At 35.4% G+C, this 18,534-nt stretch carries 21 protein-coding genes and 1 riboswitch; of the genes, 12 read left to right on the top strand and 9 right to left on the bottom strand.

Going from position 1 to position 18,534, the window contains the following annotated elements; translation table 11 throughout:
- The first annotated feature begins 15 nt into the window (after positions 1-15).
- From KI338_RS16285 to KI338_RS16275, 3 genes are all read left to right on the top strand, one after another.
- Complete coding sequence (locus KI338_RS16285) at positions 16-336, top strand: YuzD family protein (RefSeq protein WP_212922185.1); 321 nt, start codon at positions 16-18, stop codon at positions 334-336.
- A gap of 30 nt (positions 337-366) precedes the next feature.
- On the top strand, positions 367-1,200 hold the full coding sequence (dapF, locus tag KI338_RS16280; RefSeq protein WP_244853717.1) for a diaminopimelate epimerase: 834 nt from the start codon (positions 367-369) through the stop codon (positions 1,198-1,200).
- A gap of 82 nt (positions 1,201-1,282) precedes the next feature.
- Complete coding sequence (locus KI338_RS16275) at positions 1,283-1,639, top strand: HesB/IscA family protein (protein WP_212922086.1); 357 nt, start codon at positions 1,283-1,285, stop codon at positions 1,637-1,639.
- A gap of 107 nt (positions 1,640-1,746) precedes the next feature.
- On the opposite strand, the gene KI338_RS16270 is transcribed toward KI338_RS16275, so the two are convergent.
- On the bottom strand, positions 1,747-2,736 hold the full coding sequence (locus KI338_RS16270; RefSeq protein WP_212922085.1) for an NAD(P)/FAD-dependent oxidoreductase: 990 nt from the start codon (positions 2,734-2,736) through the stop codon (positions 1,747-1,749).
- A gap of 312 nt (positions 2,737-3,048) precedes the next feature.
- Here KI338_RS16270 and KI338_RS16265 point away from each other — a divergent pair, with 312 nt between their 5' ends.
- The 3 genes from KI338_RS16265 (at position 3,049) to spsC (ending at position 5,456) form a co-directional block, all read left to right on the top strand.
- On the top strand, positions 3,049-4,260 hold the full coding sequence (locus KI338_RS16265; RefSeq protein ID WP_212922084.1) for an NAD(P)/FAD-dependent oxidoreductase: 1,212 nt from the start codon (positions 3,049-3,051) through the stop codon (positions 4,258-4,260).
- A gap of 112 nt (positions 4,261-4,372) precedes the next feature.
- Positions 4,373-4,684: a YuiB family protein gene (locus tag KI338_RS16260; protein WP_212922083.1), complete on the top strand. Its 312-nt coding sequence runs from the start codon at positions 4,373-4,375 to the stop codon at positions 4,682-4,684.
- A 121-nt stretch (positions 4,685-4,805) separates the two neighbouring features.
- Positions 4,806-5,456 carry a stationary phase survival protein SpsC gene (spsC, locus tag KI338_RS16255; protein ID WP_212922082.1) on the top strand — a complete coding sequence of 217 codons (651 nt, stop codon included), beginning with the start codon at positions 4,806-4,808 and terminating at the stop codon, positions 5,454-5,456.
- A gap of 64 nt (positions 5,457-5,520) precedes the next feature.
- Here spsC and KI338_RS16250 read toward each other — a convergent pair whose 3' ends face one another.
- On the bottom strand, positions 5,521-5,997 hold the full coding sequence (locus KI338_RS16250; protein ID WP_212922081.1) for a divergent PAP2 family protein: 477 nt from the start codon (positions 5,995-5,997) through the stop codon (positions 5,521-5,523).
- 174 nt (positions 5,998-6,171) lie between these two features.
- On the bottom strand, positions 6,172-6,879 hold the full coding sequence (gene deoD, locus KI338_RS16245; protein WP_212922080.1) for a purine-nucleoside phosphorylase: 708 nt from the start codon (positions 6,877-6,879) through the stop codon (positions 6,172-6,174).
- Positions 6,880-7,089: 210 nt separating this feature from the next.
- Between deoD and KI338_RS16240 the strand changes: the two genes are divergently transcribed.
- A complete protein-coding gene (locus KI338_RS16240) occupies positions 7,090-7,353 on the top strand; it encodes a phosphocarrier protein HPr (protein WP_212922079.1) in 264 nt (87 codons plus the stop codon).
- Positions 7,354-7,436: 83 nt separating this feature from the next.
- On the opposite strand, the gene kapB is transcribed toward KI338_RS16240, so the two are convergent.
- Complete coding sequence (gene kapB / locus KI338_RS16235; RefSeq protein ID WP_212922078.1) at positions 7,437-7,832, bottom strand: kinase-associated lipoprotein KapB; 396 nt, start codon at positions 7,830-7,832, stop codon at positions 7,437-7,439.
- 156 nt (positions 7,833-7,988) lie between these two features.
- Between kapB and KI338_RS16230 the strand changes: the two genes are divergently transcribed.
- Positions 7,989-8,186: a hypothetical protein gene (locus KI338_RS16230; protein ID WP_212922077.1), complete on the top strand. Its 198-nt coding sequence runs from the start codon at positions 7,989-7,991 to the stop codon at positions 8,184-8,186.
- 120 nt (positions 8,187-8,306) lie between these two features.
- A complete protein-coding gene (locus KI338_RS16225; RefSeq protein WP_212922076.1) occupies positions 8,307-8,888 on the top strand; it encodes a superoxide dismutase family protein in 582 nt (193 codons plus the stop codon).
- A 91-nt stretch (positions 8,889-8,979) separates the two neighbouring features.
- Here KI338_RS16225 and KI338_RS16220 read toward each other — a convergent pair whose 3' ends face one another.
- Positions 8,980-10,146, bottom strand: coding sequence for a MalY/PatB family protein (locus tag KI338_RS16220; RefSeq protein ID WP_212922075.1), 1,167 nt, complete (start codon positions 10,144-10,146; stop codon positions 8,980-8,982).
- Positions 10,147-10,529: 383 nt separating this feature from the next.
- On the opposite strand from KI338_RS16220, the gene KI338_RS16215 reads away from it, so the two are divergent.
- On the top strand, positions 10,530-12,635 hold the full coding sequence (locus KI338_RS16215; RefSeq protein ID WP_212922074.1) for a sigma-70 family RNA polymerase sigma factor: 2,106 nt from the start codon (positions 10,530-10,532) through the stop codon (positions 12,633-12,635).
- A gap of 35 nt (positions 12,636-12,670) precedes the next feature.
- On the opposite strand, the gene KI338_RS16210 is transcribed toward KI338_RS16215, so the two are convergent.
- The 4 genes from KI338_RS16210 to KI338_RS16195 form a co-directional block, all read right to left on the bottom strand.
- The gene (locus KI338_RS16210; RefSeq protein ID WP_212922073.1) at positions 12,671-14,017 is read right to left on the bottom strand and encodes a glucose-6-phosphate isomerase; all 1,347 of its coding nucleotides are present in this window, start codon (positions 14,015-14,017) and stop codon (positions 12,671-12,673) included.
- 143 nt (positions 14,018-14,160) lie between these two features.
- Positions 14,161-14,532, bottom strand: a complete 372-nt coding sequence (yugI, locus tag KI338_RS16205) for a S1 domain-containing post-transcriptional regulator GSP13 (protein WP_212922072.1) — start codon at positions 14,530-14,532, stop codon at positions 14,161-14,163.
- 77 nt (positions 14,533-14,609) lie between these two features.
- Positions 14,610-15,611: a potassium channel family protein gene (locus tag KI338_RS16200; RefSeq protein WP_212922071.1), complete on the bottom strand. Its 1,002-nt coding sequence runs from the start codon at positions 15,609-15,611 to the stop codon at positions 14,610-14,612.
- 103 nt (positions 15,612-15,714) lie between these two features.
- Positions 15,715-16,272 carry a thioredoxin family protein gene (locus tag KI338_RS16195; protein WP_212922070.1) on the bottom strand — a complete coding sequence of 186 codons (558 nt, stop codon included), beginning with the start codon at positions 16,270-16,272 and terminating at the stop codon, positions 15,715-15,717.
- A gap of 130 nt (positions 16,273-16,402) precedes the next feature.
- Between KI338_RS16195 and KI338_RS16190 the strand changes: the two genes are divergently transcribed.
- Together KI338_RS16190 and KI338_RS16185 are read left to right on the top strand one after the other, a co-directional pair.
- A complete protein-coding gene (locus KI338_RS16190) occupies positions 16,403-17,458 on the top strand; it encodes a M20/M25/M40 family metallo-hydrolase (RefSeq protein WP_212922069.1) in 1,056 nt (351 codons plus the stop codon).
- Between the two features lie 153 nt (positions 17,459-17,611).
- A riboswitch (FMN riboswitch) is annotated at positions 17,612-17,758 on the top strand.
- Positions 17,759-17,916: 158 nt separating this feature from the next.
- Positions 17,917-18,501, top strand: a complete 585-nt coding sequence (locus tag KI338_RS16185; RefSeq protein WP_212922184.1) for an ECF transporter S component — start codon at positions 17,917-17,919, stop codon at positions 18,499-18,501.
- Positions 18,502-18,534 lie beyond the last annotated feature (33 nt).

The following is an 18,534-nucleotide window of genomic DNA, read 5'->3' as shown; positions in this document are numbered from 1 at the left end:
GTGGATTCCAAGGTGATGATTACGATTTACGGTGCTGAACAGATTTGTGCAAGCTGTGTTGGTGCACCAGGTTCCAAAGATACTTATGAGTGGCTACAGGCGGCAATTGCTAGAAAATACGAAGACAATGTTATTGAATATGAATATATTGATATTAATAAACCACAACAGGATGAAAAGCATCAGAACTTTATTGAACGAATCTTCGATGAAGATTTATTTTACCCTATTGTATTTGTGAATGATGAAATGGTTGCAGAAGGAATTCCGCGTTTGAAAACTATTTATGAGGCTCTTGATAACCGAAATGTTAAATTATTGAATGATGCGAAATGAGGGTATAGCGTGGAAATACCTTTTATCAAAATGCATGGCTTAGGTAATAGTTATGTTTATCTTGATTTATTTAAGTCACAGGTAGCAGAAGAGCTTCTTTCGGATCTCGCTCAAAAGGTATCAAATGTTAATACAGGTATTGGTTCAGATGGACTAATATTAATTCATCCGAGTGAAGAAGCGGATGTTGGTATGAGAATATTTAATAAGGATGGGTCAGAGGGAAAAAACTGTGGAAATGGTCTACGGTGTACAGCTAAATATGCCTATGAAGCAGGGCTGGTAAAGAACCGTATCTTCCAAATCGAGACAAAATCCGGCAATGTTGATGTTGAAGTTATGGTTCATAATGAGAAGGTGTATGAAATTACGATTAATATGGGAAGACCTAGACTGAGCAGATCCTCGATTCCAATGGTTGGGGAAGAGCTGGAGACTGTGGTGAATGAACCATTTAAGGTGGGGAACCAAGTATTATATGTTACAGCAGTTTCGATGGGAAATCCTCATGCAGTGTTTTTCGTAGATACAATTGCCGAGGCCCCTTTGAATGAATTAGGTGAGATTATTGAAAGAGATCCACGATTCCCTGAAGGGGTTAATGTAGAATTTGTGGAAGTAGTCAACGATAGAGAATTAAATTTTCGCGTTTGGGAGCGTGGATCTGGAATAACAATGGCTTGTGGTACGGGTGCTTGTGCAGCAGTAGTTGCAGCAACATTAAATCAACTTATTCCGAAAAACCAAACCATTAGGGTACACTTGGATGGTGGGGACTTAATGGTAAAGTGGGATCAAGCTGGTTTTGTATGGATGACTGGTAATGCTGAGGTAGTAGCAGCAGGTACCTTTCACTATGTATGATGTATTGGAAAATCTTAATATTTGAAAACCATGATCCACCGTATGTATACTTAACATAAGCAATTAATGAGGAGGAATAAGAATGGTTATAACGCTAACAGATAGTGCATGTCTCCAAATAAAAGAAATGATGAAAGAAGAATCACCAAACGTGCGTTTGCGTTTTGGAGTGAAGGGTGGCGGCTGCAGCGGATTGTCTTATTCACTCGGTTTTGATGAACATGTAAATGAAGAATTAGATCATGAGGAAGAAATCAACGGTATCCCAGTTCTCATCTTCAAACAAGACATTCCAATAATTCAAGGAACAACAATTGATTTTAAACAAAACATGATGGGTGGCGGATTTAGTATCGATAATCCAAATGCGATTATTTCTTGTGGATGTGGATCATCATTCCGCACAAAAGAAACAGTCGGTGCCCCAGAGAAATGTTAATAAAAAGCATGAAGAGGATGTTCCCTTTTCATGCTTTTCGTTATAGTTATCCTTATTTAGGTAGGTTGAATTGTTGGCTCCGAAACCCTACCTGGTACCAATGATTATTATTCAAACATACTGGTTGAGTGCTTTGGTTGTACACGAGCTTTTGGATCGATGTATTGTTTTGCGTTATTAATTGCAGTTGGTCCTTCACCAAAACCAGTTGCAATAAGCTTTACTTTTCCAGGATAGGTACAGATATCTCCTGCAGCATAAATCCCTGGAATATTGGTCTCCATTTTGGTATTAACTACAATACTATTTTTTTCGATTTCAAGACCCCAGTTCTTAATAGGACCTAATGTAGATATAAATCCATAGTTGCAAATGACATCATCAATCTCTAACTCAAGTTTTTTTTCACCTTTTACTTCTTCTAACAAAACCTTTTCAATTCTGTCGGAAGCAGTAATTTCATTTGGTGTATATGGAGTAAGTACTTCTACCTTCGAGTTTAATAAAGTTTCCACACTATGCTCATGCGCGCGAAATTCGTTACGTCGATGAACCAAGTATACTTTTTCAGCGATTGGTTCTAGCATAAGTGCCCAGTCAACTGCTGAATCACCGCCACCGAGAATGGCTACTTTTCTATCTTTAAAACGGTTCATATCTTTCACATAGTAATGAAGGTTGATATCCTCGAATTCTTCAGAGTTCATGATGTTTAATCTTCTAGGCTGGAATGCACCATTCCCAGCAGTAATAATCATGGTCTTTGTATAGTGGACTTCACCAGTGCTAGATGTTAATTTAAACGAGTTATCTTCAAGTCGTTCGACAGTCTCTACAGATTGACCTAATACGATCGTTGGATTAAACAACTTTACTTGTTCTTCAAGATTGTCTACTAAGTCTTGTGCTCTCACTTTAGGAAATCCGGCGATATCATATATATATTTCTCTGGATAAAGGGCTGCTAATTGCCCACCAGTATGTGGTAAACTCTCAATTATTTTTACACTTGCTTGACGCATTCCACCATAAAAAGCAGTAAAAAGGCCAACAGGACCTGCGCCAATAATTGTAACATCGAATACTTGCTCTGACATATATTTACCTCCTCTTACAGTTTTATTGGGTATGAAAGTAGTGTTCATTCTAGTTATCTCAAAAAATACCACTAATATCGTACCATAAAATAGTTTCACTTGTAATAAATCAGGCTTTTACGAAAAGAGTTTAAAAATATTTTTAGGGTTGAAAATTATAGTTAAAAGGGCTATTATATAGGATGGACAATATATTACGAAGATGTGACAATCACTTTCTATTGGTTTTATCTCTTTTTTTGATCTTATTCGTGAAAAATGTCACATACACAATGTAATAGATTACAAATATTAAAATGGATGTGATGATGAATGAAAAAGCCTAATATCGTAGTGTTAGGTGCTGGTTACGGTGGTATTATGACCACAGTAAAATTACAAAAGTCACTAGGAGTAAATGAAGCAAACATTTCCTTAGTGAACAAGAACGACTATCATTACCAAACAACTTGGTTACATGAGGTATCAGCTGGAACAGTTCATCAAGATCAAGCAAGAATTGCAATCAAGGATGTTATCAATCAACATAAAGTAAACTTTGTGCAGGATACTGTTGTTGAAATTAAACCAGGGGAAAACAAGGTTAAACTTCAAAATAGTGAATTAGAGTACGATTACCTTGTAATTGGCTTAGGTTTTGAATCTGCAACGTTTGGAATTCCAGGATTAGAAGAAAACGCTTTCATGATTAATGATATTAATTCTTCTCGCTTAATTAGAGAGCATCTAGATTATAATTTTGCAGAGTTTCATAAGGATAATAATCCTTCACGTTTAAATATTGTGGTTGGGGGTGGCGGATTCACAGGTATTGAATTCGTCGGTGAATTAGCAAATAGAATCCCAGAATTATGTAAAGAGTATGATATCGATAAGTCACAAGTTCGTATCATTAATATTGAAGGAGCACCAACTGTTTTACCAGGATTTGACCCTGAATTAGTAGAGTATGCGATGAATTCTTTAGAAGCTCGTGGTGTTGAATTCGTTACAGGTGCACTATTGAAAGAAAGCAAGCCTGAAAGTGTTGTATACGAAAAAGATGGAAAATTAAATGAGATTCCAACTCTAACAACGATTTGGGCGGCTGGTGTAAAAGCAAACACTATCGTGGAGAAGTCTGGATTTGAAACAAATCGTGGAAAAATCCAAGTTCGTCCTGATTTGCGTTCACCTGAATATGATAATGTATTTGTAGTTGGGGATTGTGCACTAATCATGAACGAAGAAAATGGCCGACCTTATCCACCAACAGCTCAAATTGCAATTCAGCAGTCTGGAATAGTTGCTCATAATGTTGTAGCACTTATAAAAGGACATGAATTAGAAGCTTTTGAGTATAAGCCACTAGGAACACTTGCTTCACTTGGTCATAATGATGCTATGGGTGTTGTATTTGGAGACAAGAAGCTATTTGGTTGGAAAGCAACGTTCATGAAGAAAATGAGTGATAACCGCTACCTATTAAAATTAGGTGGAGTGGGCTTAATGCTTAAAAAAGGTAAATTTAATTTCTTTTATTAATATATGCCAATCTTAGAAAGCAAAGGCGATTACCTCGTCTTTGCTTTTTTTATGATTTGCTTATAGAATTAAAACTATAAATAAGCGAAGAATGCAAAGGAGAACATAGAACTTGATACAATTTATCGTTTCCATTATATTATTTTTTGTTATTTTTTTCGGAATCGCATTTATTCTAAATATGTTACTTAGAAGAACATGGCTAATGGCCTTTATTTATCCTTTTGTTGTTCTTTTTATCGTTGACAACATAGCTATAAGTAAATATTTCACTTCACCAGGTGAGGCATTTTCAACTGCTTTCTCTCGATTAATTTCTATTACTGGTTTTGATTTTATCATTTTACTTTCTGGCTTTTTAGGCACGATAGTATCTGGTTTTGTCATTCGATTTTTACGTAAAAGTGGGTACCAGATGTTTTAATATTATTTTTTCAAAAGATTACTTTTCTATGCAAAATGCATAATTTCCTACTAGATTGGAAATGATGACATCCAGAGAGGTGTTATTATTGAAAATCAGTAGTATATTTAGAAGGATATGCATGACGACGCTATTTTTGTTAGCATTTTGGACAACGTTATCCAGTATATCCAATGTGACTTACACAGATTTAGCCATGATGCTGAAGCATAGTGAAGCTGTGGCCGCAGATATTTATTATGCAGAACTGGCGGAACATAGAAAGATAGCGTTACATGAAAAAGAACTATTGATGTTAAAAAAGCAGAAGCAATATATTTCAAGTGAACAAATAGATGCCCCAAAAACGGTGGAAGAGGCTATAAATATTGAAAAGTTCCCAAAGGCAAAAGTAATCGCTACTGGATATACAGCTGGGGTAGAGTCAACTGGAAAGACACCAGATCACCCACAGTACGGCATAACCTATTCTGGAGTTAAGGTAAAGAGGGACTTGTATTCTACAATTGCAGCAGATTTATCCGTGTACCCAATCGGAACGATACTTTGGATTCCGGATTATGGTTTTGGGGTTGTAGCGGATAAGGGCCGAGCAATTAACGGTAATAAAATAGACCTTTATTTTGATACGGTAGAAAAGGTGTATTCGGAGTGGGGAAAACGAGAGGTTGATGTTTATATTATTGAAAAAGGAACAGGGGAACTATCTGAAGAGGTTATGAAGGACCTTAATGAAAATCAAGCATTACAAGTATTTCGGAAAAGTGAATGATACTCGTTTGAATTAGCATTAAAAGCACCACTTCATTATGGTATTCCATATGAAGTGGTGCTTTTTACACATATAATTGGTATAGCAAAATAGCGACCATAATTCCAGATAATGCACCAAAAAATACTTCAATCGGTTTATGGCCAAGTAATTCCTTTAAATCTTCTTTCTTTTCATAGTCTCGTTTACTGTCCCAGTTCTTGGCGCCAGCGATGACAATTTGGAAGTCCTTTACTAATTGATTTAATAATGTAGCATGTTCTCCAGCATGACGGCGAACTCCTGATGCATCAAACATCGTAATCACACTAAAAATTGCTGAAACCGCAAATATGGTTGAGCTAAAACCTTCCACGATGCCAATTGCTGTCGATAATGCACTAACTGCTGCTGAATGACTACTTGGCATACCACCAGTACTAAATGCCAAGCCTGGCATAAACTCTCGAGTGGCAATAAATCGTATAGGTATTTTAATGACTTGTGCAAAGATAATAGCAGATAGTGCTGCAATTAACGGATAATTGGAAAATAGTTGCATTACGTGATTCCTTTCAGTTAGACGTGTATAGTTGATGATATTTTATCATAACCATCTGATAATATGTTATGAATACTATTCCTTTAGCTTAAACTATTTTAACTGGGTATTCTTCAGAACCATCTAATAAATAAAAAAATAGAAGCCTGGGATAGCCAAGCTTCCTATGAAAACCTATTTAATTGCTGTTTCCAAAGCGATTTCCATCATTTCATTAAAGGTAGTCTGCCGTTCCTCAGAGGTTGTTTCCTCTCCAGTAAGAATGTGATCTGATACGGTAAGGACAGATAGTGCCTGACAATCAAATTTTGCTGCCAATGTGTATAATGCAGTTGTTTCCATTTCAATTGCTAGTACTTTATATTTGGCTAGTAATTCATTCACTTCTTTTGCATTATCACGATAAAACGTATCACTTGTAAATACGTTCCCGACACGGATGCTTAAGCCTTTTTCCGTACCAATCTCATAAGCGGTACGTAACAAATCAAAATCAGCTAGTGGTGCGTAATCAATTCCGTTAAAGATAAGCTGGTTAATGCGAGAATCTGTTGTTGCTCCTTGAGCTAAGATCACATCACGAACCTTTACATCTTTTTGGATAGCACCACATGTACCTACACGAATAAGTTTTTTGACGCCATAGCTTTGAATTAATTCATTTACATAGATGGAAATAGATGGAACACCCATGCCTGTTCCTTGAACAGATACTCGTTCCCCTTTATATGTACCAGTAAATCCGTACATACCTCGAACTTCATTATATTGACTAACATCTTCCAAGAAAGTATCCGCTATATATTTTGCGCGAAGAGGATCTCCTGGTAATAATATCTTATCAGCGATTTCTCCATTATTTGCACCAATATGCACACTCATGTTTATGCCCTCCTAGTAGCCTAATCTAAAACTAAAGTTATCATAATCCCTATTTAAAAACAAATTTCACAGTCTTTTTATTTTGAATAAGTGACAAATTTGTATATAATGAAAGTAAGTTCAATTATTCACGTATAATATTGAATAATCAAGGAAAAAAGTACATAAAATTTGTACAGGCGAATATTACGTTTGGAAGGATGAAACAGAATGAAGGAACAAACATTTAAAATCACCGCAGAGACAGGGGTACATGCCCGCCCAGCAACTTTATTAGTAAATAAAGCTGGTCAGTATCAGTCAGAAATTGAAATGACATATAACGATAAAACTGTGAATTTAAAATCAATCATGGGTGTTATGTCACTTGGAATTCCAAAGGGTGCGGAAATCAAGATTACAGCTACTGGTAATGACGAGGAAGAAGCAATTCAAGGAATTGCCGAAGTAATTAAAGAAAACTTGGGTGAGTAATCAAAGGGCCAGAGGAAACTCTGGCTTTATTTTTTACAGGAAATTCTTAGAGGCAGCTCAAAAAGAGTCGAACCTCATATTCTCTAATCATAGTAACGTCCTAAGTAATAGCTACTCTCCACAGTTTCTAATGCCTTTAGAGCGGCAGTATTGTAGTCATTGGTTTTATTTGCTAATTTTTCTTTATAAGCTATTACAGAATTTTTTAAAGAAGCACTATAATCAGGTACTGGTTCTGTATATGCTGTTACAATATCTTTTAATGCATTAAACTTCTCATATTGTGATAATGCTTTTCTCTCGTGAAAGATGACATTTTCTACTTGTTTTGGATGGTGCAGATCCCCTTGCATCGGATGCTTTAGTACAGCTAATGTTTTTATAAGATAATTATCACCACGGTCTTCCACAATTTCTCCAACATATATTCCCGATTTATAAGGTACTTGAATGATAATTCCTAATTTAAGAGTAGACATAATTACGTAATGAGCCTCCTTTTCCTCTCCAATAATGTAACAGGTCATTTCTCTCATTGTGCCAAATTTTCGACGAATTAGCGAACAATTAGGCTTCAGGACTATTGTAACTGCTTTATATTTGGTATACTTATTGGGAGAGGATTGTGATTTAATATGATGCCATTTTTGTATTTTCCTGACGATAAATCAGAATATATCCCAGCTGTCATTTCACTGGTAATATTTATGATAGGTGCTGGTGTAGCATTATACCTTATTTATAAATATTCCAAAAAACAAGAAAAGAAATTTGATGAGCAATATAAAAATTTAAAAATTGAAAAGCATGATGATACTTCAACTACTCAATGAGATAGAGCGTATAGCTTTATCTCTTTTTTTATAGCTATCTTCAATAATTCAAACCGAATATGTTTACCCTAATGAATTTAGTAAATACTACTTATACTAAGCACAAAAGGAGAAGTGTAAATGCGAAAATCGCTTATATTCCTTTTAGCAGTATTCTTACTTACCGCTTGCCAAAGTAAGATAATAACAACGAAAACAGTGGACATGTATAATGCATCGGGTGATATGGTAGGAACAGCCGAATTATCAGAAGAGGCAGATGGTGTGAAGATAAAATTAAAACTAGAAGGGTTAACTCCCGGATTTCACGGTATTCATGTACATGAATATCCAAAATGTGATGCACCAGACTTTAAATCAGCAGGTAGCCATTTAAATCCAGAGGGAAAGGAACATGGATTAATGCATCCAAAGGGTTCTCATTTAGGAGATTTACCTAATGTGGAAGCGGAATCAGATGGATTAGTAGATGCAGAATTGATACTACCAAAGGCAACGCTTAAGGATGGAAAAATGTCCTTACTTCGTGGTGAGGGAACCTCGTTAGTTGTTACAGAAGGACAGGATGATGGCGTGTCGCAGCCTGGTGGTGACTCGGGAGTAAGAATACTTTGTGGTAAAATAAAATCTGGTAAAGGAAAAGTTCCAGAACAAACACCTACAGATCCAACAGAATTTAATGAAAAACAAAAAGATGAATAAATTAATCACGTTTATTTTTATAGTCAAAAGCATTTTTATTAATTCTTCAAATTAGAAGCGCGGAATTAGAGTGTTTCCGCGCTTAATTACTTTAGCTATTTGTTACAGCATCAATAATACGCTGTACACCTTCTACTAAAATCTCTTTTGGACAAGCAATGTTCATCCGCATAAATTGTGAGCCTTCAACACCATAGTCTATTCCTTTGTTTAGACCCACCTTTGCTTGTTCAATAAAAAAGGAATGTAACGCTTTGTCATCCATATTTAATGATTTACAATCAATCCATAGTAAATAAGTTCCTTCTGATTGAATAACTTGCAAATCTGTTTTCGCTTCTAATTCTTCTTTTACATAGTTATGATGACTGACCAAAACTTCTTGTAATTCATTTAGCCAAGGCTCACCAAAATTATATGCAGCTTCCAAAGCGGTATTCCCTAAAGTATTAAGACCATGAATACCTTGAATCGTAAAATGATGATCCAGCTTTTTACGTAGCTCAGGATTTGCTGTAACGGCATAAGAAGCTTGTAATCCGGCAAGATTAAAAGTCTTGGATGGAGCCATACAAGTGATCGTACAGTTAGCAATTTCTTCTGACAAAGAGCCGATAGGTATATGCTTTTTATCAGGAAAAACTAAATCACCATGTATCTCATCAGAAATGATGAATACATTATATTTTAAACAAAGCCTAGCTATCTCCTTAAGCTCTTCATACTTCCACACTCTCCCTACTGGGTTATGTGGATTACATAAAATAAATGCTTTTACACCTTGTTTTAATTTTTCTTCAAAATCTTCAAAATCAATTGCATATGTATCGCCCTTTCGGATTAACGGGCTTTTCACAACTTTCCGCTCATGTTCCTCTATCACCTTGTAAAATGGCGTATAAACAGGTGTTTGGATTAAAATAGAATCATTTGGATTTGTTAATGCTTGTACAGCCATATGTAAGGTTGTGACAACACCTGGGCTAAAAGAAAGCCAATCGGGGTTAATCTCCCAATGATGGCGTCTAGCTAACCAGTTTACAATGGAAGCTTTAACATCTTTATCAATGACTGTATACCCAAAAATTTCATGTTTCACTCTTTCTAAAAGTGCCTCCGTAACTTCTTTAGGTGCTTTAAAATCCATATCAGCTACCCACATTGGTAATACATCGCTTGTGTTAAAAACCTCATCAAGCATATCCCATTTGACAGACCTTGTATTTTTACGGTCGTAAACAGTTTCAAAAAATCCCATATGGAAACCTCCTTCAAACTACATTACTATTAATTATACAGAACCATAGTAATTTTAACATTAGAAAGCTTCACATTCTTTGGGGTAATTAGTTGTAAAGGAATTAATAAATAAAAAAAAGCAAAGCGTTATAACGCCTTGCCTACAGGGGGAATACGAGAAAGTCTTACGTTAATAGTTATACCCTGATAAAATAAATTTAAACATACTTTTAAAAAAACTTTTTTAGAACGAAATATTTTTTACTCATCTACTGTTTTATATACATAAAATAGGCAGTTCTAATAATCGAATAAACTGTTTTAATTCGGTGCCTTGAAACTTTACTTAAAATAAATCGTCTTATAGATAAGATAAGAAGTGATCAAAAGGGAGGGGAGAAAATGTATAACGCTTACCATGTAAACAAAGAGGATACAGTACTAGATTTTCATAAATTTGTAGAACGGTATAAACCAGAAGTAGAAAGACTTTCTTTTCAATTTGGTATAGAAACTAACCATATTGAAGAGGTAGTACAAGAAGTATTTTATAACTTATATTATGTTTTTACAGAGATAGATGGAGATCCGGAGTGGTTATCCGTTTATCAAACGGCGTACAAAACAATAAAAGCTTATCTTAAAAAGGAGCAGAAACCTGAGACAAGCTTTGTAATCCATGATCAGCAGCTCGGCTATTTTTTTGAAAAAAAACCTCATCATGTTCTTCATGTAGTACTTCAAGATTTGAATATAAATCTTAAAGCGCCGCTTATTTTTTACTTCTTTCATAACTTGAGTATGGATGAAATAGCTCAACTATTAAAGATGAATACAAAATCGATTAATGTAAAAATAGATCGTGGTAAACGAATCATTCGGAAAATGTGTGGGAAGGTGAAGGAGTGGAATTCCGTTGCACTCGAGAATGAGCTGGAAAAATCTTTATATGAAATGAAGTATGTCTATGATGTCATTCCAGAATTCTGTAATACTCATGGTATTATACAGTATATTGAGCTTAGAAAAAACAGAAATAGCTGGAAAAAACGTCTCCCTACTATTATCGCAGTAGTAGGATTACTGTTCTTTTTTAGTATAGCTATTTTCTATTTACAGGAAGAGAAGAAGGAACTAGCACGTGAAAAAGAACGGACATTACAGGAAATGCGAAGCAATGAACATACGGAAATAGAAACAGTGGAGGAAAGTGTTAATCCAGAAATACTAGCTTACTTGGAAGAAAAAAAGAAGAAATTAGCCCTAGAAATTGGGTTAGCGGATATTAATCAATTTCCTACAGTATCATATATTAGTAATTATATTGAGGATATGAAGCAATACCCAGAAGTTTACGGTAGTTTGGATGAGGTAAAAGAATTAATTGATTACTTTTTAATTCCTCCTTCTAAATGGACGAGAGACTTAGATGCATCCAAAGAAAATAGTGATAAGTCCTTGGTACAACTACTTAATTCTTATAATATGTATAAATTTGAATTCCAGGAATACTTGTCGCAACACTTAACAAAACATCAAATTATGATAGACGACTATGATGCAATCGTTTTGGCACAAGAGGACTTAGAAGGCTATAAAGGCCCAAAGGAAATAAAACAACTTATTAAAATAATTCGGGAACAAGGTTTTTATCTCACACATGACACGGAAATTCTGACTGTGCAAATTGATTATCAATACCTTAAAGAAAAAGCTAGTGAAGCTGGGTTTCATAAGGGGTATATAGAATATATAAGATTCTCGGAAAACGTTAAGGATTTTTATACAGATGGTGATTGGAAGAATATAGATACGGATTTATTAGCGCTGGAAGGATTAATTATTAAGTATGGAGAAATCTATTCCAATGAATTTCGAAAATTACTAGCACAGGAGATAAGTAGTTATCTCTCGATTTATTTGACGGGTGGAAACGAACCTAAGCCATTAATGGAAGAAAAAGAGGAGTTTTATCAGTTTTTACATAATAACCCAAACTCTATCTTCTATGGAGCAGTTGAAGAGGCAGTTAAAGATTGGGAGGCTAATGAATGGCAATATACTTCACAGGATTATCCTAATTATAATCGAATTGAGGTAATGCTTGATCCAAGATTTCAGAATGTAGGATATAGTGATATTTATGATTTAAATAAATGGCCGTTTATAGATAATACGACTGAAGTTTACAAGGAATATGCTAGTAGTTTTGACCGAGCGGTATTACAAGGTCTCAGCCCAATAGAATTAACATCATTATATATTTTCTCCTACCAGAAAAAGGATAAATCGGTATTCACTTCCATAAATAGCGAATACACAATTAAAGATAGTGAAAAGATGGATTGGTGGGATATAAAAGATAAAAGTAATTTAGTAGCTGTACAATATCCAACAAAGGAAAGTGCTACAATTTATTTTCTAGGGTGGCACGAGGATATTCAAATAATTGCTACTATGGATATGGTGAAGGTAAATGGAGTCTGGAAGATAAGTGGTATTGAATAAATAAACAGCTCAGATTTGAGCTGTTTATTTTAGGATTAAAGTCTTTTCTCTAATTCTTCTTTTTCCGTTTCAAATCCAGGTTTTCCTAATAAGGCAAACATATTTTTCTTATAGGCTTCTACACCAGGCTGATTAAAAGGATTTACACCTAGTAAATAGCCACTTAACGCACATGCCTTTTCAAAGAAGTAAACGAGATAACCAAAGGTGTATGCATCAAGCTCTGGTACATGAATAACCAAATTCGGTACACCACCATCAGTATGGGCAAGTAGAGTACCTTGGAAAGCCTTATCATTAATTTCATGGATTGTTTTACCTACTAGGTAATTTAACCCATCAGCATTGTTTTCCTCTGTTTCTACGGTTAAATCAAATTTTGACTTATGGACATGAATTACCGTTTCAAAGAGATCTCGACGGCCTTCTTGTATATATTGCCCTAAAGAATGAAGATCAGTTGAGAAATTAGCTGAGGTTGGAAAGATTCCTTTTTGATCTTTTCCTTCACTCTCACCAAATAGCTGTTTCCACCATTCGGCAAAAAAGATAAGGCTAGGCTCATAGTTTACTAACATCTCAATGGTCTTACCTTTGTGATATAAAACATTTCTTACGACAGCATATTGATAGGCTATATTGTATTTTAATTGAGGCTCATTAAAATCATTCATGGCCTTCCGTGCACCTTGCATGATGTCATCCACATTTATTCCACTAACAGCAAGTGGTAATATGCCAACAGCAGTTAAAACGGAAAATCTTCCACCTACATCATCAGGAATAACAAATGTTTCATAGCCCTCTTCATCTGCAAGACCTTTTAGTGCTCCCTGTGCTTTATCTGTAGTAGCAAAAATTCGTGATTTTGCCTCTTCCTTGCCATACTTTTCTTCTAAATAGTTTCTAAAAATACGGAATGCTATAGCAGGCTCTGTTGTTGTACCACTTTTAGAAATTACATTAATGGAGAAGTCCTTTCCTTCAAGTACATCCAATAATTCTTTCATATATGTAGAGCTCATATGGTGCCCAACAAAAATAATAAGTGGTGTGCTACGCTTTTCCTTAGAAAGCATATTTTGGAAGGAATGGTTCAACATTTCTAGCGCGGCTTTTGCTCCAAGATAAGAGCCACCAATTCCAATGACAAGGAGAATATCGGAATCCTTTTGTATTTTCTCAGCAGCTGCTTTAATACGGCTGTATTCTTCTTTGTCAAAATCTTCCGGTAGATCAACCCAACCTAAAAAATCACTTCCAGGACCTGTCTTATTATGGATAGCCTGATGTGCTACTTGGACATAGTCTGAAAAATTGTCTATCTCATCTTTATGTAAAAAATTCAGTGCATGCTGATAAGAAAATTGGATATGTGTCATTCTTCTCAACTCCTAAATTAATATTGAAAATAGACTCTGTTGATTCAAACATATCATAGCTGTAAGAAATGTTTAAGAGGCTTCTCCCATCAATATTAACAAAATAGGTAATGTTGATGGGGGGAAGCCTCTGTCAGAAAAACTTATTTTTTTAATTCAGATTGCTCAATCCACTCTTCTAGTTTTTCTTTTAGGGTATTAAATCCAGAAGTATCCTCTTCTAGTTTAACGGATTTTTTCTGAGGTTTTGCTTTCGCTTGCTTCTTAGGTGGCTCTTCAGTGGCACGAATGGAAAGTGAAATTTTATTATTATCTTCATCAACACTTAGTACCTTTACCGAAACTTCATCTCCTACGGATAGATGATCATTAATATCTTTTACAAATCCATGGGTAACCTCTGAAATATGAACTAATCCTTGTACTTCATCATTTAATGCAACAAATGCACCATATGGTTGGATTCCTGTGACCTTGCCTTTCAAAACCTCACCAATTTCAAACTTGTCTGTCATGCTGAACAACTCCTATATATTCGTTTCTTTTCACGCAATAAATAATTCTATCATAGAAAGTGGATTCAGGCAAAATATTAATGTCGCCATGGAACTAACGTTATTAATATATCACCTTCCTGTAAAGGCGTGGAAGGGGGAGGATTCATATGCCATTCGTTATCTCGAAGTATTCCGAGTACTAAATACTGTTTTACATGAAGTGCAGTCGATACCTCTAAAAAGCTTTTGTGATAGTACTCTTCTAATACATGTATTTGCTTAAATTTTTGTGTTTTTAGTAGCTGAATAATTGATTCAAATGGATTCGACTTATTATGAAATATTTCATGGAAAAGTAATGTGCTCATAAAATCATTTGGGCGAAGTATGGTGCTTGCCCCAGCACGAATGGCATTATCAATTTGGTTGGATGAAAGAATTTCGACCAAAATGGGAATATCCGGGTGGTTGCCGCGAACCGCTACGGTAGTTAAGATGGAATAATTGTCAGCTTGTTTTTCATTCCGATGATTATCTGCGGTTATAATGACTCTTATCGCATCTCGAATATTTGCTTTTTGTAAGATATAATCATCGGTTGGGTCTCCATGAATAAAATGAATTGGAAAATGCTGATACGATATGCTAGTTAAGGTTTGATCAATTAATACAATCTCAAGCTTAGGATCTAGCTTTAATGCCCGTTGGATTAAGATTCTAGTCTTTTCGTTCCAGCCGATTAGAATGAAATGCTTCGTTCCTTTATATGCGACTTTACCGTGAGAAAGATCATTTTCATGCTGTACTGTTGTCGCAGCAAATTGAGTAATGTAGAAAGTAATTAATCCCCCACCAGTTAAAATCAAAATAATACCAACGATTCGCCCCGCTGTTGATAATGGAACATAGTCTCCATATCCTACAGTAGCACCTGTAACAACAGCCCACCATATACCGTCAAAGATTGTGGGAAATTGGTTGGGTTCTATAAAATGAATGATAGCGCCAAATAGAATCATAACTAAAAGAACGGTTACAAGTAGGCGAACTAGGATGGGAAGTCGAAAATAGACATGTTTAAAGAGCTCAATATTCATTCTCTCACCTAACTAAATTATTGTGTCTCATTAGTATGTACCATTTTCTACGCAACTATATCAGAAGACCCAACCACTATTATAGTGGTCGGGTCTTCTGATATTAGTACATGCTTGATAGTGTGTTTTTTAGACTGGTGTATACTACATTCCAAAGTTTAGTATCCGATTTAAATGTTTCAGTCATTTTTTGAATTACTTCACGATGCTTCTCATTATAATCTTCTGCCTCTTTATCCGGTAATTCAGCTCTTATTTCCTCCACATAATGTTGAACCTCTTCCGCTCTAGGACCCCATTTTGCTATTTCCTTTCCATCCTCGTCTATAAAGATGAAGATAGGGATAGAACGTGCTTTACCATTTGTTAAGTATTGGTCCATAAGCTCCAAATTAGAGTCACGTAGGAGCATACGAACTTCCATATTTGTTTTTTCAGCTAAATGTAGAAGAATTGGAATGTTCATCATAGCATCCCCACACCAATCCTCTGTCAAGACAATAACTCGTAATTTTTTATCTTGTATACGTTTAAAGAAATCATTATCCTCTGGTGTGGTGAACGAATGATAGATATGTAGTAAATTTTCTTTATGTGTTTCCATCGCATCAATATATGCTTGGTGAGACATGGCTTTTAAGAACAAATCATTTAATGTCATGTTCATCCTCCTATTCAATATATTAAATAAAGTTTAATAATTATTTTAAGCTGCGTAAATAAAAGTGCTTGCTGTCTGTTATTTTGTTATGATAAAACCAATAAATTTATAATTAAGGGAGTTGTCTGTATTGGAAAAGACAAATAGAGATTTTTTATTAGAATTACTTAGAACTCCTTCCCCCTCCAGTGAAGAGGTGGAAATTCAAAAGAAAATACGTGATTACTTTAAAGCGTTTGCCGATGATGTCATCACAGATAATGCTGGAAATGTTATAGGTGTATTGAATCCGGATGCTCCATTTAAAGTTCTGTTGGCAGGGCATTGCGATGAGATAGCTCTTGTTATTAATCGTATTGATGAAAATGGCTTTTTACATTTTGATAAAATGGGTGGAATTAATCCAAAGGCTGCAGTCGGTATGAAAACAACCGTCTTAGGCTATGGTAAAACATTAACCGGTGTCATTGGTGTAAATGCTCAACATCATGGTGGATTGAAGAACGATTTTGACCTAGAGGATTTATTTATTGATTGTGGCTTTAAAACAAAGGGTGAGGCAGAACAATTTGTACAAATAGGTGATTTAGTAGTGTACAAAACAGAGCCTGAAATTTTAATGGACCGCTATATCTCCGGTAGAGGCTTGGATAACCGGACTGGAGCATTTATCGTTGCTGAAGTGCTAAGGCAATTAAAGAAAAAGGGCTGTACAGTTGGAGTATATGCAGCAAGTACTGTTAATGAGGAAACGAATATGGGTGGAGCATATTTTGCAGCTGCAGGAATTGAACCAACGATGGCCATTGCATGTGATGTGACTTTTGCTACGGATTATCCTGGTGTTAATAAGAATAAGCATGGTGATGTTCGACTGGAAAAGGGGCCGGTATTAGCAAAAGGTGCTCCAATTAATCGTAAAATTAATCATCTATTAGAAAAAGCTGCCAAAAAGCTTCAGCTAGAGATACAGTATGAGCTAACCCCAAGACATACTGGCACTGATGCTGATAAAATGCGGTACACTGGTCGTGGTGTTCCGGTTTCGTTAGTATCATTGCCGTTACGTTACATGCATTCGCCAGTTGAGACGGCAAGTTTTATGGATATAGATCAGGAGATAAAGCTACTTGTTACAATGATTGCTGATTTGACGGGAGAGGAGAGCTTAAATCCCCTTGATTAAGTAATAAACATCTTCAAAGGTGATACTAGGCTCCCTTTCTGATTCCAATCAAATTTTGGATATTTCCAGTTGGTTTATTTAAAATAATAGTGAGCATACTCCTTTTCAAATCAAAAGTATGTGTTATAATTAAGATTGAAAATATCATATCGATTCCATCTTCGGGGCAGGGTGTAATTCCCGACCGACGGTAATGAACCATGGTTCTAAGTCCGTGAGCCGTTTGAGAGGTATGTCAAATTGGTTGATCTGGTGTAAATCCAGGACCGACAGTTAAAGTCTGGATGGGAGAAGATGTCGAGCCGAACAGTTGGTACATTTTTATGTGCCTCTATTTCCTATTGAATTTAAAACCCTAAAGCCCCGATTAGGTTATGGCTTTAGGGTTTATTTGTATGTAGGAATAGGTTCATCCTTCACAAGATGTGAATCGATGCATGTGAAGGAGGAGTTAGATGATGCAAACTAGTAATAAGCAATCATCCAAATTAACGAGACTTATAATATTATCTTTGTTAGGTGCAGTATCATTATTGCTGTTCTTTATTAATTTTCCTCTCCCATTATTACCAAGTTATTTAAAGATTGATTTTAGTGATGTACCCGCAATTATGGCATCATTAATCTTCTCACCATTAGCTGGAGTTATTGTTGTAGCCATAAAGAATGGTTTATATCTAGCAATAGGTGGTGGGGAAATAGTAGGTGTTACAGCAAACCTAATAGCTGGTGTGTTACTTGTGTTACCAATAGGAATTCTTTATCACAAATTTAAAAATGTAAAAAGTATTGTTTCTGGATTAATAACTGGAACAATCATCATGGCATTAGGAATGGGAGTATTTAATTACTTCGTGTTGCTACCAGCATACTCATTGATGATGGGCTGGGGAGAAGTTACCCACGAATTTATGATGACTACTATTTTAGTTGGTATTTTACCTTTTAACGTGATTAAAGGAATTATTGTAGGAATATTATTTGTACCAATATTTATCAAAATGCGCCGCTGGATTGAACAGCAGCAAGCAAAATTTGTATAATCAAATTTATGTTTAGAGAGTAGTTCAGCCTTA

This window comes from Ornithinibacillus bavariensis, from assembly GCF_018333235.1.
In the GTDB taxonomy this organism is placed as follows: domain Bacteria; phylum Bacillota; class Bacilli; order Bacillales; family Amphibacillaceae; genus Ornithinibacillus; species Ornithinibacillus bavariensis.
This window is presented reverse-complemented; position numbering and strand designations above follow the sequence as displayed.